This is a genomic window from Micrococcus sp. KRD128, assembly GCF_017168395.1.
In the GTDB taxonomy this organism is placed as follows: domain Bacteria; phylum Actinomycetota; class Actinomycetes; order Actinomycetales; family Micrococcaceae; genus Micrococcus; species Micrococcus luteus.
In genome coordinates this window covers 311,095-326,892 of sequence record NZ_JABFAX010000015.1, presented here as the reverse complement: position 1 = coordinate 326,892, position 15,798 = coordinate 311,095, and the positions used below count along the sequence as shown (strand labels likewise).

Annotated in this window: 15 protein-coding genes, 1 tRNA gene, 1 other RNA gene and 1 pseudogene; 9 read left to right on the top strand and 9 right to left on the bottom strand. The window is 73.3% G+C overall.

The features are described 5' to 3' along the window. Positions 1-3 precede the first annotated feature (3 nt). Both mptB (J1M44_RS07730) and mptB (J1M44_RS07725) read right to left on the bottom strand, forming a co-directional pair. Complete coding sequence (gene mptB / locus J1M44_RS07730; RefSeq protein WP_260840779.1) at positions 4-1,677, bottom strand: polyprenol phosphomannose-dependent alpha 1,6 mannosyltransferase MptB; 1,674 nt, start codon at positions 1,675-1,677, stop codon at positions 4-6. 50 nt (positions 1,678-1,727) lie between these two features. After that, positions 1,728-3,383, bottom strand: a complete 1,656-nt coding sequence (mptB, locus tag J1M44_RS07725) for a polyprenol phosphomannose-dependent alpha 1,6 mannosyltransferase MptB (RefSeq protein WP_144824318.1) — start codon at positions 3,381-3,383, stop codon at positions 1,728-1,730. Positions 3,384-3,473: 90 nt separating this feature from the next. Here mptB (J1M44_RS07725) and orn point away from each other — a divergent pair, with 90 nt between their 5' ends. Then, entirely contained in the window at positions 3,474-4,100 is a 627-nt protein-coding gene (orn, locus tag J1M44_RS07720; RefSeq protein WP_098093002.1) for an oligoribonuclease, read from the top strand. Between the two features lie 103 nt (positions 4,101-4,203). Continuing rightward, positions 4,204-4,279, top strand: a tRNA-His gene (locus J1M44_RS07715). 41 nt (positions 4,280-4,320) lie between these two features. Here J1M44_RS07715 and J1M44_RS07710 read toward each other — a convergent pair. Then, a pseudogene (locus J1M44_RS07710) lies at positions 4,321-4,766 on the bottom strand (MFS transporter); the annotation flags it as partial. Between the two features lie 264 nt (positions 4,767-5,030). On the opposite strand from J1M44_RS07710, the gene J1M44_RS07705 reads away from it, so the two are divergent. Together J1M44_RS07705 and def are read left to right on the top strand one after the other, a co-directional pair. Further along, positions 5,031-5,336 (top strand): antibiotic biosynthesis monooxygenase family protein, encoded by a 306-nt coding sequence (locus J1M44_RS07705; protein ID WP_010078879.1) that lies wholly within the window; start codon positions 5,031-5,033, stop codon positions 5,334-5,336. A 94-nt stretch (positions 5,337-5,430) separates the two neighbouring features. Next, a complete protein-coding gene (gene def, locus J1M44_RS07700; protein WP_036340198.1) occupies positions 5,431-6,063 on the top strand; it encodes a peptide deformylase in 633 nt (210 codons plus the stop codon). Positions 6,064-6,145: 82 nt separating this feature from the next. On the opposite strand, the gene J1M44_RS07695 is transcribed toward def, so the two are convergent. Then, positions 6,146-7,591 (bottom strand): glyceraldehyde-3-phosphate dehydrogenase, encoded by a 1,446-nt coding sequence (locus J1M44_RS07695; protein WP_010078885.1) that lies wholly within the window; start codon positions 7,589-7,591, stop codon positions 6,146-6,148. 144 nt (positions 7,592-7,735) lie between these two features. Between J1M44_RS07695 and rnpB the strand changes: the two genes are divergently transcribed. Beyond that, positions 7,736-8,114: RNase P RNA component class A (rnpB, locus tag J1M44_RS07690), an RNA gene on the top strand. 20 nt (positions 8,115-8,134) lie between these two features. Here the strand turns inward: rnpB and J1M44_RS07685 are convergent. Then, positions 8,135-8,449: a hypothetical protein gene (locus J1M44_RS07685; RefSeq protein ID WP_036312752.1), complete on the bottom strand. Its 315-nt coding sequence runs from the start codon at positions 8,447-8,449 to the stop codon at positions 8,135-8,137. A gap of 119 nt (positions 8,450-8,568) precedes the next feature. On the opposite strand from J1M44_RS07685, the gene J1M44_RS07680 reads away from it, so the two are divergent. After that, complete coding sequence (locus tag J1M44_RS07680) at positions 8,569-9,366, top strand: YaaA family protein (protein WP_049159237.1); 798 nt, start codon at positions 8,569-8,571, stop codon at positions 9,364-9,366. Between the two features lie 34 nt (positions 9,367-9,400). Here J1M44_RS07680 and J1M44_RS07675 read toward each other — a convergent pair whose 3' ends face one another. The 3 genes from J1M44_RS07675 to J1M44_RS07665 form a co-directional block, all read right to left on the bottom strand. Further along, a complete protein-coding gene (locus tag J1M44_RS07675; RefSeq protein ID WP_049159235.1) occupies positions 9,401-10,390 on the bottom strand; it encodes a reverse transcriptase-like protein in 990 nt (329 codons plus the stop codon). An 81-nt stretch (positions 10,391-10,471) separates the two neighbouring features. Further along, a complete protein-coding gene (locus tag J1M44_RS07670) occupies positions 10,472-11,206 on the bottom strand; it encodes a zinc ribbon domain-containing protein (protein WP_144824317.1) in 735 nt (244 codons plus the stop codon). Beyond that, a complete protein-coding gene (locus J1M44_RS07665) occupies positions 11,203-12,129 on the bottom strand; it encodes a Nif3-like dinuclear metal center hexameric protein (protein ID WP_144824316.1) in 927 nt (308 codons plus the stop codon). Before J1M44_RS07665 ends, J1M44_RS07670 begins: the two co-directional genes overlap by 4 nt. Before the next feature lie 113 nt (positions 12,130-12,242). On the opposite strand from J1M44_RS07665, the gene msrA reads away from it, so the two are divergent. From msrA to epsC, 3 genes are all read left to right on the top strand, one after another. Next, positions 12,243-12,824 (top strand): peptide-methionine (S)-S-oxide reductase MsrA, encoded by a 582-nt coding sequence (msrA, locus tag J1M44_RS07660; RefSeq protein WP_002856836.1) that lies wholly within the window; start codon positions 12,243-12,245, stop codon positions 12,822-12,824. Positions 12,825-12,909: 85 nt separating this feature from the next. Continuing rightward, complete coding sequence (gene cysK, locus J1M44_RS07655) at positions 12,910-13,845, top strand: cysteine synthase A (RefSeq protein ID WP_144824315.1); 936 nt, start codon at positions 12,910-12,912, stop codon at positions 13,843-13,845. Between the two features lie 43 nt (positions 13,846-13,888). Further along, complete coding sequence (gene epsC, locus J1M44_RS07650) at positions 13,889-14,476, top strand: serine O-acetyltransferase EpsC (RefSeq protein WP_002856840.1); 588 nt, start codon at positions 13,889-13,891, stop codon at positions 14,474-14,476. 46 nt (positions 14,477-14,522) lie between these two features. Here epsC and J1M44_RS07645 read toward each other — a convergent pair whose 3' ends face one another. Further along, positions 14,523-15,692 carry a M14 family zinc carboxypeptidase gene (locus J1M44_RS07645; RefSeq protein WP_144824314.1) on the bottom strand — a complete coding sequence of 390 codons (1,170 nt, stop codon included), beginning with the start codon at positions 15,690-15,692 and terminating at the stop codon, positions 14,523-14,525. Positions 15,693-15,798: the final 106 nt, after the last annotated feature.

Below are 15,798 nucleotides of genomic sequence, written 5' to 3'. Positions count from 1 at the left end.
AGGTCACGGTCTCTCCTGGGGGATGCGGGTGGACGAGGAGGCGGGGTGCGCGGCGGTCGACGGCGGCCCGTCGGGCGGTGCGTCCGGCGACACGCCCGCCTCCGGAGGCGTCGACGACGCCGCCTCGGCCCGCGGCTCGACCACCTCCAGGGGAGGACGCCGCCGCCCGGGGAACAGGGGCGCGGTGACGGGATCGCGGTGGATGATCCATCCGATCCCCGCGAGCATCAGGACGAGGGTGAACACGCGGACGGCCAGGACCGGCAGCCACTGTGCCACGGAGAGCTGGTCCACCACGCCGACGCCGGTGAGCAGCAGCACCGCGAGCGCGGTGACCCACCCGAGCCAGCGGGGATGGTCGGCGCCCCACGGCAGCGGGCGGAGGGCGCACGCCAGCAGCGGCAGGACCCAGAGCAGGTACCACGGCTGGATGATCGGGGCGGTGGCGACGGCCACCACGAGCACGGCCGCCGCGCTGAACACCGGGTCCAGGGGGCGGCGGCGCAGGGCCAGCCACGCCGTGAAGCCGAGGGCCGCCACCGTCATCACGGTGTAGAAGGCCGCGGCCACGTCGCGCGCCCCCAGGGGCGTCACGGCCTCGACGACCGCGCCGAGCAGCAGGCCGAGCAGGCCCACGGGGGCATACGGGAACGCCGCGTCCCCGCTCGTGAGCATGGCCGGCACCCAGCCGAACCAGAGGCCGGAGCCGGCGCCGAGGATCGTGAGGACGGCCAGGGAGATCACCGCCGTCGTGAACCACGGGCCGAGCCGGTCCCGCCGGCGCAGGCGCGGATCGGCCGCGCGGAACCGGGCCCAGCCGGTGGGCAGGAGCAGGGCCACGAAGGGCAGCACGAGGGCTGTCAGGGGCTTGATCGCGACGGACAGGGCGATCAGCACGATCCCCCACAGCGCATGCACGCGGCGGCGGGGCGGGCGGACCATGAGCAGGATGCCCGCGAGCATCAGCCCCGACATCAGCGCGTCGTTGTGCGCGCCGGCGATCATGTAGAGCAGGAACAACGGGTTCGCCACGGCCACCCACGTGGCCCACGGCCCGCAGCGGCCCGCGACGGCGGCCAGCCGCGGCACCGCCCACAGGCACAGTGCCAGGCCCGCCAGGGCGAGGAGGCGGAACGCCGTGACGGACAGTTCGATGGTGCCGCCCGTGGCCCGCCACGTCGTCTCGGCGAACAGCAGGAACAGCGGCCCGTAGGGGGACGGGGACTCGGCCCAGATGGAGTCCGCCCCCTGCATGAACCAGCCGGGCAGGGCGGACACGCCCTGGGAGTACGGGTCGAGACCCGACGCGAGGAGCCGGCCCTGCTGGAGGTAGGAGAACACATCGCGGGAGAAGATCGGCAGCGCGAGCATCAGCGGAGCGGACCACCACCAGGCGGCGTGGGCCACCAGCCGGCCGTGCTCCTCCCAGCGGCCCCGCAGCGCGCGGCCCAGCTCGAGCCAGGATCGGACGAGGAGCAGCGAGCCGGCGGCCAGCAGCACGGTGCTGAGCAGCACGCCGGGCAGGTAGACCCGCAGCGGGTTGAGCAGGGTGGTGCCGGAGAACACCGAGTCGGGCGTCATCGGCAGCCACCCCACACCCCAGGAGCCCGCCGTGATGAGCACGGACGCCCACGTGCCCCGGCGGACGGCCGCCTCCGGCTCGGGCTGCGCCGCCACGCGGCTCGGACGGGGCCGTCGGGCGTCGGTCGTCGCGGGGGCGGCGGGCCTCACTCCCCCGGCTCCACGGGTCGAGGGGCGCCACGGAGCCGGGCCAGGCCGGCGCGCACGGCGGGTCGAACGTGCCAGTGGTCCTTCACGAACCGGCTGGTGCGGCGGTCCACGACGAGGATCCACAGCAGACACACGGCGGAGACGATCAGGGACACGGCCTTGGCCTGGTCCGCGATGTCCAGGAACTGCCAGGTGAAGAGCTGGTCCGACGCGCCGAACGCCAGGAAGTAGCCGACCGTGAACACGACCCACTTGATCTGCCAGTTGTCCCGGATGCCGATCACGGCGAAGAACGGCAGCAGCCACAGCAGGTACCAGGGCTGGATGATGGGCGAGAGGATCACCAGCGCGGTGAACGCCCAGGTCATGCGCGTCATCACGCGGTCCTGGCGGCCGAGGAACATCAGGGCCAGCACGATGAGCACCGAGAGCACGCGTCCGGCGGTCTTGTACACGCCCTCGACGGCCTGCACGTCCGCCCCCTGTCCGAGGAGCTCGCTCGCCCCCACCGTGATCAGGGACAGCATGCCGATCGGCCCCCACGGCACGGTGCCCGTGCCCGTGCCGACCATGACGGGCACCCAGCCGAAGCCGAAGCCGTTGAGCACGCCCACCAGGGCCATGAGGCCGAAGGAGATCCCGGCGGTGAGGGCCCAGAAGGCGAACCGGCGCGGCCATCGGGCCGTCGGGCCGGCCCACAGCAGGCCGATGAACGGGAGCAGCACGAGGGTGATGGGCTTGATGCCCAGGGACAGGGTGACCAGCACGACGCCGGCCACCGCCCACGCGACGGACTGCCCGGGCCGCTGGGGGCGGAGCGGATGCCCGGCGCGCAGCGCGCACCACGTGCCGGCCAAGGCGAGGCCGACCATGAGGGCGTCGTTGTGCCCGGACGCGACGAAGCTGATGGTGAAGAGCGGGTTGGCGGCGCTGATCCACTGCGCCCACGCACCGTTGACGCCCAGCCGGCGGGCCAGCAGCGGCACGAAGACCATGATCAGCGCGACGCCGGCCACCGCCACCAGGCGGAACAGGAAGATCGCCAGGTCCGGGTTCATGTCCCCCGAGATCGCGACGACGGCCTGCTCGATCCACAGGAAGATCGGACCGTACGGGGTCTCGGAGTCCGCCCAGGTCGCGTCCGCTCCGAGCTGGAACCAGTTGGACAGCGAGGAGATCGTGTCCACGTAGGGGTCCTGCCCCGCCACCATGAGACGACCCTGCCCCACGTAGGCGAAGATGTCCCGGCTGAAGATCGGCAGGGCCACGACCTGGGGCAGGCACCACAGGACCGTCGCGAGGTTGACCGTGCGCAGGGCGCCGCGGCCGAAGGGGCGGATCGTCTGGCCCAGCCGCAGCCAGGCCCAGAACATCACCCAGCAGCCGAGGGTGAGGAGCACCGTGCCGGCGAGCACGCCGGTCTCCTGGGTGCGCCACGGGATCAGCCACTGCCAGCGGTTGATCGGGGAGGCCGAGGCCAGCCAGCCGACGGAGTACGAGCCCACCACCAGGAGGAGGGAGCCGAGGGTCCCCACCAGGATGGGCCACCAGTCCGCGCCGGCGACCTGGGGGTCCACGCGGAGGCCGCCGACGCCGACGTACTCCGGCCGGTGGGCCGTGGACCCGGACGGACGCGGGGTCGACACGCTCATGCGACGGGTCCTTCCGTGCGGTCCTGCGAGGGCGCGCGAGGGCGCGGCTCGCTCGAATCTACCATCGTGACACGCGAGTAGCCTGGGGGCATGAGCGAGACGAGCACCCCCGCGCCGGAGAGCGCCCCCCTGGTCTGGATCGACTGCGAGATGACCGGCCTGCACCCCCAGGTCGACGAGCTCGTCGAGGTGGCGGTGCTCATCACGGACGCCGAGCTGAACATCCTGGACGAGGGCATCGACCTGGTGATCCGTCCCTCCGCGGCGGCCCTCGAGCAGATGGACCCGTTCGTCCGGGACATGCACACCACCTCCGGCCTGCTGCCGGAGCTGGCGGAGGGCCTCGAGCTCGACGACGCCGCCGCGCGCGTCCTCCAGTACATCGCCGCCCGCGTGCCCGCCGGCAAGGGCCTGCTGGCCGGCAACACGGTGGGCCAGGACAAGCTGTTCCTCGCCCGCTACATGCCCGCCGTCGTCGACCATCTGCACTACCGGATCGTGGACGTGTCCACCGTGAAGGAGCTGGCCCGGCGCTGGTACCCGCGCGCCTACTACCAGGCCCCCGCCAAGACCGGGGGCCACCGCGCCCTCGGGGACATCAAGGATTCCATCACCGAGCTGCGCTACTACCGGGCCGCCGTCATGGCCCCCGCCCCCGGCCCCACCACGGAGGAGGCCCGCGCCATCGCGGAGGTGGTGTCCGGGGCGCAGGCCTGAGCCGGCGCCCCCGGCCCCGCTGCCCCGATTCGGCGCTGCGCTGGATCTCGTGTACTGTGGACCCCGCTGCGCCGCGCGGATCCGTCCGTGTGAAGCAGACATGGTGGGCGTAGCTCAGTCGGCAGAGCGTCTGGTTGTGGTCCAGAAGGTCGCGGGTTCAATCCCCGTCGCTCACCCCACCCGAAGCCCCCGGAATCCTTACTGGTTCCGGGGGCTTCTTCGTGTGCTCCCCGAGCGGGCCGCGCTCCCCCTGCGCCCGCAGCTGCGGGATCGTGGTGCCAGCCGAGTCCCGCGTGGCCGCGGCGAGCGAGCCGGCCGCCGAGCCGGTGAGACCGGCGTCGTCCAGGGCCGCGGGCAGCGTGGCGGCGAGGGCCATGGACAGGGTGGCCCCGGCGAACGCGGTGCCCAGCGCTGAGCCGATCTGTCGGACCGTGCTCTGCGTCGCGGAGCCCTGACCCGAGATCTCCACGGGGATGTCCTGGCAGACGGTGCCCGTCAGCTGCGCCGAGGCCAGGCCGAGCCCGACCCCGGCCACCTCCCGACCCAGTCCGATCAGCACGGTGCCCGGGGCGCCGGACCGGGCCGCCAGGTGACGGGCCGCTGTCCCGAGAGGAACGCGCCCGCGGCCATCGCGGTCAGGCCGATCGAGAGGACGGCGAGGCCGATCCAGTCGCGTCGGCGTGCGCGTGCAGGGTGTGCACGACGGCAGTCCGGCCGCTGTCGACGACGATCCTCGCCTCTGTCCATCCGGGCCTCCTCCGAGCAGGGCCGCCCTGGGTCCCCGGCGGCCGAGTCCACGGCTCAGCGTCGCAGGGACGACACCGCCGGGCATCAGCCGTTCGACGGACTCCTGCTCCGCTGCCGGGCGTAGAGTCGGCCGGTGAGGGCGTCGACCCGGCGCCGCACCCACACCGACGAGGAGGCCAGCCCATGTCCGTCGTGAAGATCAACGCCATCAGCGTCCCCGAGGGCGCCGGCCCGGAACTCGAGAAGCGGTTCGCCGCCCGCAAGCACGCGGTGGACCAGGAGCCGGGTTTCGAGGGGTTCCAGCTGCTCCGGCCCACTGCGGGCGAGGACCGCTACTTCGTGGTCACGACGTGGGCGTCGGAGGAGGACTTCCAGCGTTGGCGGGACGGGCGCATGCCCGCCGCGCACGCCGCCGAGCAGGGCGGCCGCCCGGCCCCCGTGGCCACGGGCGCCGACCTGCTCGAGTTCGAGGTCGTGGACCTGGGCTGAGCGCCGTCGTCGTGGTGTCCCCGGCGGTAGGCTAGGGGCTCCCCCGTCCTCCTACCCACGCAGGCCCGCAGCCCGGGCCGGGAAGCGCAGTGCCATGGCCTCCATCCGTCCCATCACCGTCTACGGCGAGCCCGTGCTGCACAGGCGCGCGGCCGAGGTGGAGGTGATCGACGACGAGATCCGCGAGCTGATCGAGGACATGTACGTCACGCAGGACGCCGCGCACGGCGTGGGCCTGGCCGCCCCGCAGGTCGGGGTCGGGCTGCGGATCTTCACGTGGACGTTCCCGGACTCCGGCGACGCGCCGAACGTGGGCCACGTGATCAACCCCGTGCTGACCCACCTGGACAAGGCGCCGCGGGAGGAGCCGCACCCGGACGAGCACACCGAGGGCTGCCTCTCGGTGCCCGGGCTCGGCTTCCCCCTGCAGCGCCCGACCCGCGTGCGCCTGTCCGGCCAGCGCGTGGACGGCGAGATGTTCGAGTTCGAGGCCGAGGGCTGGTTCGCGCGCATCATGCAGCACGAGTACGACCACCTCAACGGCACCCTCTACGTCAACCGGCTCGAGGGCAAGTGGCAGCGGCGCTGGAAGCGCGCGCAGCGGGCCGAGCGACTGAACGTGCCCGGTGTGACGTGGCTGCCCGGCACGGACGAGGACCCCTTCGGCCACGACGCCGACGACCACGAACACGGCCCTGACGGCGAGCACGGGGACGACGAGGCCTGAGCCTCGGCCCGACGTCCGACCCGGTCGGCACACGACGACGGCCCGTCCCCTCCGCGGGGACGGGCCGTCGGTCATCGGCGGGTCAGGCCTGCGGGAAGGCGGGGACCTGCTGGCCCGCCATCTTCTCCACCACGCGGATCACCTGGTGCGAGTAGCCGTACTCGTTGTCGTACCAGACGTAGAGGATCGCGTTCTTGCCGTCGTTGTTCACGAGGGTCGCCAGGCCGTCCACCACGCCGGCGCGGTCCGAGCCGACGAAGTCGGTGGACACGACCTCCGGGGAGTCCACGTAGCCGACCTGGCCGCGCAGGGGGCCGGTGAGGGACTCCTGCTTCAGGCGGGCGTTGAGCTCCTCCACCGAGGTGGGCGTGGTCAGCTCGAGGTTGAGGATGGCCATGGACACGTCCGGGGTGGGGACGCGGATGGCGTTGCCGGAGAGCTTGCCCTTGAGCTCGGGCAGGGCCTTGGCCACGGCCTTGGCGGCGCCGGTCTCGGTGAGGACCATGTTCATGCCGGCAGCACGGCCACGACGGGCGCCCTTGTGGAAGTTGTCCACGAGGTTCTGGTCATTGGTGTAGGCGTGCACGGTCTCCACGTGGCCGTGGTCGATGCCGTAGTCGTCCTGGATGACCTTGAGCACCGGGGTGATGCCGTTGGTGGTGCAGGAGGCTGCCGAGACGATCGTGTCCTGGGGCGTGATGTCGTCCGAGTTCACGCCGAACACGATGTTCTTCATCTCGCCCTTGCCCGGGGCGGTCAGCAGGACCTTCGCGGCGCCCTTGGCCTGCAGGTGCTGGGACAGGCCCTCGTCGTCGCGCCAGCGTCCGGTGTTGTCGACGACCAGCGCGTCCTTGATGCCGTAGGAGGTGTAGTCCACCGTGGTCGGGTCGTTCGAGTAGATGACCTGGATCTCGGTGCCGTTGGCGGTGATCACGTCGCGGTCCTCGTCCACCACGATCGTCCCGTCGAACGGGCCGTGGATCGAGTCGCGGCGCAGCAGGGAGGCGCGCTTGATCAGGTCGTCCTCCGAGTTCTTGCGCACGACGACGGCACGCAGGCGCAGCTTGGAGCCACCGCCGGCGTGGTCGAGGAGGATGCGGGCCAGCAGGCGGCCGATGCGACCGAAGCCGTAGAGCACGACGTCCTGGGTCTCGCCCAGGCCCTCACCGGCCTTGCCCTTGACCTCGGCGAGCTCGGCGTCCAGGAAGGCCTGGACGTCCTGGCCCGAGGCCTTGTGCTTGGCGGCCAGCTCGGCCAGGTCGATGGTGGCGGCGCCCAGGTCCATCGCAGCCATGGCCTCGACCAGGGGGTAGGTGGACTCGACGCTCAGCGGGGCCTCCTGCACGCGGCGGGCGTAACGGTGGGCCTTGATGATGTCGATCACGCCGCGGTTCACGAGGGAGCGCCCGTAGATCGAGGTGACCACGTTGTGCTCGCGGTACAGGGTGCCCAGCAGGGGGACCATCTTCTCCGCGAGCTTCTGCTGCGTGTTCCACTCGGGGGTCTGGGTCGAGGCGGTGTCTGCCACGGGAGTCCTTCCTTGAAACCTGGCGGGGCCGTCCTGGGCAGGCCCCATCCCCCGACCTCGTTGTCGGCGGGCGCCTCCATTCTAGGTGAGGACACGTCCGGAGCGGCCCCGCGGTCTCGGCGGGGCGTAGACTGGTCGGTCGGGACGGATCGGCGGACGGCCGCGTGCCCCTGCGGGGGTGCGAGGAAAGTCCGGGCACCGCAGAGCAGGATGGTGGACAACATCCACCCGGGGCGACCCGCGGGCCAGTGCCACAGAGAGAAGACCGCCTCCGCGCCGCTGGCGCGGCGGTAAGGGTGAAAGGGTGGTGTAAGAGACCACCAGCGGCCCCGGTGACGGGGCCGGCTCGGTAAACCCCATCCGGTGCAAGGCCGAACAGGACGCGTCACGAGGGCGGCTCGCCCCAGCGTCCGGGTTGGCCGCTCGAGCCCGCCAGCGATGGCGGGCCCAGATGGATGGCCGTCACCTCGCGCGGGGCAACGCGCGCGAGGCACAGAACCCGGCTTACAGCCGGTCCGTCCCGCCTCACGGCCCCGGCTGGGGTCAGAACCCCTCGTCGTCGAGGATCCGCTCGAACTCGAGCTCCACCACGTGCTCGCGCTCCCGCTTGTCCAGCAGGCGGTACCCGTACGACTCGCCGATCGAGACGACCTTCGCCAGGCTCGGGCGTCGCCGGTCCCGTGGCCATTCGAGCGTCACGCGGTCCTGCCCCGTGAAGGTGCGCTCCCGCAGGCGCTGCTCCAGAGCGGAGGCGTGCGTGCGCTCCCGCCCGCTGGAGCGGATCCCGAGCCACACGGCGGCCGCGATCACGAGCAGGACGAACGGGTACACCACGCCGAACACGTTCATGGCGGTCATCGGGCGACTCCTGGGATGCGGGGCGGCTGTGCGGACCCCACCACTGTGCCAGGTCCGGACGACGACGTCGGCCCGGCCCGTCCGCGCGTCGGTCCGGGGCGCCTGACTAGGCTGGCCCGGTGCTGATCCTGCTGCCGCCCTCCGAGGGCAAGACCGCACCCCGCTCCGGGGCCCCGCTCGACCTCGACGCCCTCGCCCTGGCCGATGACGCCGCGGTGACAGACGCCCGCGCGGACCTGCTCACGCGGCTCGCCGCGGTCTCGGCCGCCCCGGATGCCCTGACGGTCCTCGGCGTCGGGGCGTCGCTCGCCGGCGAGGTCGAGGCGAACACGCGCCTGGCCTCGGCCCCTGCCGCGCCCGGTCACCGGGTGTTCACGGGGGTGCTCTTCGATGCTCTCGACCACGTCTCCCTGTCCGCGGCGGCGAAGCGCCGCGCCCGCACGTCCGTGCTGGTCTTCTCCGCGCTGTTCGGCGCCACCGCGCTGGCGGACCGGATCCCCGCCTTCCGGCTGCCCGTCGGCGCGAAGCTGCCGGGGCTGCCCGGGCTGGCCGCGCACTGGCGCCCCGTGATGACCCCCGCCCTCGACGCGCTCGCCGCGCGGGACGGCGGGCCCGTCGTCGACTGCCGCTCCGGCGGCTATGCGGCCCAGTGGCGGGCACCGGCGGAGCGGACGCTCGCGGTCGACGTGTTCCAGCTGCGCGACGGCGAGCGGACGGTCGTCTCGCACTTCGCCAAGCACACCCGCGGCCTCGTGGCCCGCGCGCTCCTGGAGGCGGGGGCGCGGGAGACCTCGACGCTGGACCGCGTGGCGGACGTGGTCGCACGGGCCGGGGACGGCCCCGGCTGGGAGGTCGAGCTGGCCCGGCCGTCCGGCGCGAAGCCCGGCGCGCTGCGGGTGATCCTGCCCGAGGGGTGATCCCAGAGGAGGCGCGGTCTGCCCGGACGCAGCCTCAGTCCTCGACGGCCACCAGCTCCACCTCGAAGCCGTCCGCGGTCTCGAGGTAGGCGGCGTAGTGGTCCGCTCCCCCGGCGTGCGGGTGGCGGTCCTCGAAGAGCAGGCGGAACCCCCGGCCGCGCGCGGCGGCGGTGAGCTCGTCCACGCGGGAGCGCGATCCGGCCCGGAAGGCCACGTGGTTCAGGCCCGGGCGGGTGCGCTCGTGGGCGCCCCCGGCGACGTCGGGCCCGGCCTCGAGCACGAGGTACTCCCCCGCGCCCTGGTACGTCCGGCCCTCGGCCCACCCCTCGCCGGGCACGTAGCCGAGCTCACCGAACAGCCAGCCGAGGCTCGCCTCGGCCGCTGCCAGATCCGCGACCCAGATCTCCACGTGGTGCAGCCGACCCGTGGGCGCGGGCGCCGGGGTCGCATCCTCCGGCGACGCGACGGCGTCGGGCCCGTCCGCCTCCACGGCCCGGACGTCCGCATCGGCGTCGAGGCCGGACTCGGCCACCGCCGACGCGGAGGTCGCGGACGCCTCCGCGGGGGCCGCAACGGGCACCTCGGAGGCGCCGGCGTCCCACTGCCCGCCCCGCGCGCCGGCGTCCATGGCCTCGTTGGAGAGGCGGTCGGCGTCCTTGTTCCGGTTGCGCGGGATCCACTCGTAGCTGACGCGCTCGGGGGGCAGCACGGCCCGGGCCTCGGCCGCGAGGCGCCGCATGTCCTCGTGCTTGATCTTCCACCGCCCGGACATCTGCTCCACCACGAGCTTGGAGTCCATCAGCACGTGCACCCGCGCCTCCGGGTCGAGGTCCCGGGCCATCCGCAGCCCGGCCACGAGCCCGGAGTACTCGGCCACGTTGTTCGACGCCTTCCCCAACGGGGCGGCGTCGGTCCGGAGGATCTCGCCCGTGGCCGGGTCGCGCACCAGGGCGCCATAGCCGGCGACGCCGGGGTTGCCCCGCGACCCGCCGTCGGCCTCCACCTGCAGGACTCGTCCGCTCACCGTGCGCCTCCTCGTGTCCGTGGTCGCGCCGTCCGACGCGGCCCCCCACTCTACTGATCGCGCCGGGGGCGGGGCCCGGGGTCAGTCCCGGATGAGGATGGCGCCGGACTCGGGGCAACGGGCGACGGCGGCCGGCGGGAGGGCCCGGATGCGCGCGACCTCCGCGGGCGACAGCTCCGTGCCCGCGGCCGCGGACCGGTTCCCGACGAGCCGGGCCGCGCCGATGCCGCCGTTGCGCTCCCGCGCCTGCTCGTACAGGGCCAGCAACGACGCGGGAAACACCGCGGCCAACGCCGCCCGGCGCTGGGTGAGGTCCCGGCCACGCTGGGTCACGGCCTGCCCCTCGCGGCGCACCTCCGCCGCGCGGGCCTCGACCTCGGCCCGCGCCCGCTCCAGAGCGGCGTGGCCCCTCGAGAGCCGGGACTCGGCGGCGTCGGCGGCCTCCATGGCCTCGAGCGCTGCGGCCTCGTGGTCATCGAGCAGTGCGGTGAGCGTGTCGTCCTCGTGCTGCATGGCCTGCAGCTCCTTGGACCCGCCCTGGCCCGCTTCGAGCCGCTCCCGGGTCCGGTCCCGACGGGCGCGGGTGGCGGCGGCCTTCTCGGTGGCCTCGGCCCCCGCCCGGTCGGCGGTGCGGGCGGCATCCTCGAGGCCGGGCAATGCCTCCTCGAGCTCCTGCGCGCGGGCGCGCAGCCGGCCGTGCTCCGGGTCTGCCTTGAGCCGACGGACGGCGGCGCGGGCCTGGTCCAGGGCCGTGTCGAGCTCCTGCAGCTCCAGCAGCCGGGCCTGGACGGCCGGCGGTGCGGTGACCTCACTCATGCGTGACTCCCCTCGTCGGCCCGCTCTCCCCCGACCAGGAAGTCCCAGGGGTCGCTGCGGTGATCTGAGAACAGGGTTGTGACGCCCAGTCCCCGCTCCGCCAGGGCGGCCTCCAGGGCGCGGGCGCCGTGCTCGAGCCACAGGGACTCGCTCGCCCAGTGCGAGACGTCCACGAGCGCGGGACGTCCATCCCCCGACACCGCCGTCTCCCGGGCCTCCGAGGCCGGGTGGTGGCGCAGATCGGCGGTCACGTAGACGTCCGCGCCGGACGCGCGGACCGCGTGGAAGAGGCTGTCTCCGGCGCCGCCGCACACGGCGACGCGGCGGATGCGCTGGGCGGGGTCGCCCGCCACGCGCACGCCGCCGGCCGTGGCGGGCAGCGCCGCGTGCACGGCGCGGGCGAAGGCGGCCAGGTCGGTCTCCTCGGGCAGGTCGCCCACCCGGCCGATGCCTTCGGCCCCGGTGCCGGCGGCGGAGGTCGTCAGGGGCGAGAGCGCTCCGGTGACGCCGACGGCACGGGCCAGCACGTCCGAGACGCCGCCCACGACGGCGTCGGCGTTGGTGTGCGCCGCGAGCAGGGCGATGCGGTGCTCGATCAGGGTGTGCAGCAGGCGTCCCTTGGCGGCGGCATGCCCGACGGCGGCGACGGACGAGGTCCCGCGCAGCAGGAGCGGGTGGTGGGTGACCACGAGGTCGGCCCCGCGGGCGACGGCCTCGTCGGCCACGGCCTGCACGGGGTCCAGCGCCCACAGGACGGTCCGCACCGGCGCCTCCGGGCGCCCGGCCACCGGCCCGACGGCGTCCCACGGCTCCGCCAGTTCCCGCGGCCACAGCCCCTGGACGACCTCGAGGACGTGCCCGAGCGTCGGCGGGTGCAGGGCGTGCTCCGGCGAGGCGGGGACAGCGGAACGGGACACGGTCATACCGGCCATGATGGCCCACCCGGCCCGGGCACGCACGACCCGGCGGCCCTGGGTGACGGAACGGGGCGGCGTCGTCGGGAATGAAAAGCGCGGGCCGCGTTGCTGTGCCTGCCATGACCGACTCCCCCCGTACCGAGCCCCTCGGCGCCTCCGGCGCGCCTGCCGACATCCGCGAGCTGACGCTCGCGGGCGGCTGCTTCTGGTGCCTCGACGCCGTCTACCGTCGCGTGCGGGGCGTGCTCGCCGTCGAGTCCGGCTACACCGGAGGCGACGACCCCGCCCCGAGCTACGAGTCCGTGTGCACCGGGACCACCGGCCACGCCGAGGCGGTCCGTGTACGCTTCGACGCCGCCGTCGTGCCGCCCGAGGTGATCATGGACCTGTTCTTCACCGGCCACGACCCCACGTCGTTGAACCGCCAGGGGGCCGACGTCGGCACGCAGTACCGCTCGGCCGTCTTCGCCCACGACGAGGCCGAGGCCCGGTTCTTCGCGGACGAGATCGCCCGGGCACAGGCGAACTATGACAGCCCTATCGTCACACGCGTCGAGCCGGCGTCCGCGTGGCACCCGGCCGAGGATATTCACCAGGACTTCTATGCGCGGCGCCGTTCCAACGGATACTGCCGTGTGGTCATCGATCCGAAGCTCGCGAAGGTGCGCCGGAACTACTCCGCGTGGCTCGTGGACGCCTGAGCGGCGCCGCGGCTCGATAGCCTGACGCAGGAACACCCACTCGATCGCCCGCGCCCCGACGCGCACCACCCCCGGAGGTATCACCATGGCCCGCATCCTCGACGACATCACCCAGGCGGTCGGCGGCACGCCCCTGGTCCGGCTGAACCGCCTCGCGAAGGACCTGCCCGGCGACGTCGCCGTGAAGGTCGAGTTCTACAACCCGGCCAACTCGGTGAAGGACCGCATCGGCACCGCCATCGTCGACGCCGCGGAGGCGGCCGGCGAGCTGAGCCCCGGCGGCACCATCGTGGAGGGCACCTCCGGCAACACCGGCATCGCCCTGGCCATGGTCGGCGCGGCGCGCGGCTACCGCGTGATCCTGACCATGCCTGAGACCATGTCCACCGAGCGCCGCGTGATGCTCAAGGCATTCGGCGCCGAGATCGTGCTGACCCCCGGCGCAGACGGCATGCGCGGCGCCCTCGAGCGCGCCCAGGAGATCGTCCGCAGCACCCCGAACTCCATCTGGGCCCAGCAGTTCGCGAACCAGGCCAACGTCCAGGCCCACTACAGGGGCACCGGCCCGGAGATCTGGGACGCGTCCGAGGGTGCCGTGGACGTGTTCATCGCCGGCGTCGGCACCGGCGGCACCATCACGGGCGCGGGCCGGTACCTGCGCGAGCAGAAGCCGGACGTGAAGCTCATCGCCGTCGAGCCGGCCGACTCCCCCATCCTCTCCGGCGGCCAGGCCGGCCCGCACAAGATCCAGGGCATCGGCGCGAACTTCGTGCCGGAGATCCTGGACACCGACCTCTACGACGAGGTCTACCCGGCCACCTTCGAGGAGTCCATCGAGACCGCCCGTCGGCTCGGGACCGAGGAGGGCATCCTCGGCGGCATCTCCACCGGCGCGATCATCTCGGCCGCCCTCAAGGAGGCCGCCAAGCCCGAGTCCGAGGGCAAGCTGATCGTCGCCATCGTGTGTGACTTCGGCGAGCGCTACATCTCCACCGCCCTCTTCGAGGACATCCGCGGCTGACCGCCGCCCGCTCACCGACCGCACCGACCCGAAGGGGCCGCCCGTGGGACTGTTCTCCCGCATCAAGGAAGACATCGCGACCGTCCGCACCCATGACCCGGCGGCGCGCGGTGACCTCGAGGTGGCCCTCGTCTACTCGGGTCTGCACGCCGTGTGGGCGCACCGCGTCGCGCACCGGATGTGGCGGCACGACCGGTTGAAGATGCCCGCCCGCGTGCTCTCGCAGGTCACGCGCGCGGCCACGGGCATCGAGATCCACCCCGGCGCGTCGATCGGTCGTCGGTTCTTCATCGACCACGGCATGGGCGTCGTGATCGGCGAGACCGCGGAGATCGGCGACGACGTGATGCTGTACCACGGGGTCACCCTCGGCGGCCGCTCCCTGGCCAAGGTGAAGCGGCACCCCACGCTGCGCGACGGCGTCGTGGTGGGGGCCGGCGCCAAGATCCTCGGACCCGTCGAGATCGGGGAGGGAACGGCGGTGGGCGCCAACGCCGTCGTCGTGAAGGACACCCCCGCCGACGCGATCGCCACCGGCGTGCCGGCCACCGTCCGCCCGCGCAAGGGCCCGGCCGAGGGCAAGCCGCTCGTGGACCCCGCGGAGTACGTGGACCCGGCCCTCTGGATCTGAGGGCCGGGTCCCGCCGGGTCGCCGCCGGAGCAGACGTGCGGGCCGCTCAGGCGGGGATGATGCCTGCGTAGTCTGTGAAGTAGTACTGCACCGGCGTGTGCGGGATCTGCTCCCAGACCTCGGGGTCCGTGGCGCGGACCGCGCCCGTGGCCATGCCGTCCAGGGCGGCGGTGACGGCCAGGATGTTCTGCTGGACGAGCTTGCCCCGCGCCTTCTGGCCGATGCTGCCGTCCCGCGTGTTCCCGGAGGTCTCGAAGAAGATTGCCACGTTCGAGTGCCCGGTGGGGTTCAGGCCGTTCCAGTCCAGGCCCAGCATCATGGCCGAGACGACGCCGCCGCGGATGTCGATCACCGTGTTCTCGCCGACGTCGTAGCGGTCGGTGGCGATGTGTCCGCGGTGCCGCGTGGCGAGCCAGACGTGGCCGGCCATCTGGCGGGCCAGGCGGTCGTACTCGCCCCCGCGGACGTTCGGCAGGGTGGGGCCGCCGGGGGCGAGCGAGACGCCGAGCGAGAGCGTGACGTCCTTGCCGGTCTCCCAGTCCTGCTTGAGCCCCTGGTGGTGGATGTCCAGCGCGAACTCGGGCTTGACCATCGTCCAGTACTCGTACCAGGCGCGGGACTCGCGGGCCTCGAACCGCCCCACGCCCCAGTCGCGGTTCAGGTCCACGGTGCGCGGACGCCCGCGCTCGTCGAGCAGCGGGGAGTCGGCGGTGCGGTCCCAGAGCGTGGTCGTCCGGCTGTTCGCCTCGGAGCCGTCCGGATTGTACATCGGGATCACGTGGACCGTGAACTCCTCACGCATCCGACGGTAGGTGGCTGAGCCGTTGCCGCCGAGGGTCGCCAGGACATCCAGCGTGGCGTCGAGGCCGTAGGGCTCGTTGCCGTGGATCCGACCCTGCAGCCACACATGGCGCGGGCCGTGGCCCACGACGGCGACGTACAGTTCGCGTCCCTGCTCGGAGCGCGACTCGGCGGTGCCGATCTCGGCCAGCGTGGTCACCCGGACCTCGCCGCGCGTCGTGCGCTCAAGCTTGTGGAGTTCGCGGATCATGTCCGCCATGTTCCGGATCGCACCCATCGGCGGGGTGTCGGACGGGGTGGGCAGGGAACCGGCCGCGGAAGCGGCGGGTGCGACGACGAGCGGCAGGCCCGTGGCGGAGGCGAGCACGCTCAGGGCGGAGCGACGCGACAACGAGGAGGTGAGGGGCGAGGTCATGCCGGGAGGCTACCACGCCTGTGAGATTCATCACTCTTGTCTGGGGTCTCATCGCCCCACGACACAGCCCCACCACCCGGAGGCCCGGGCGGCGGGGCGCGGGATC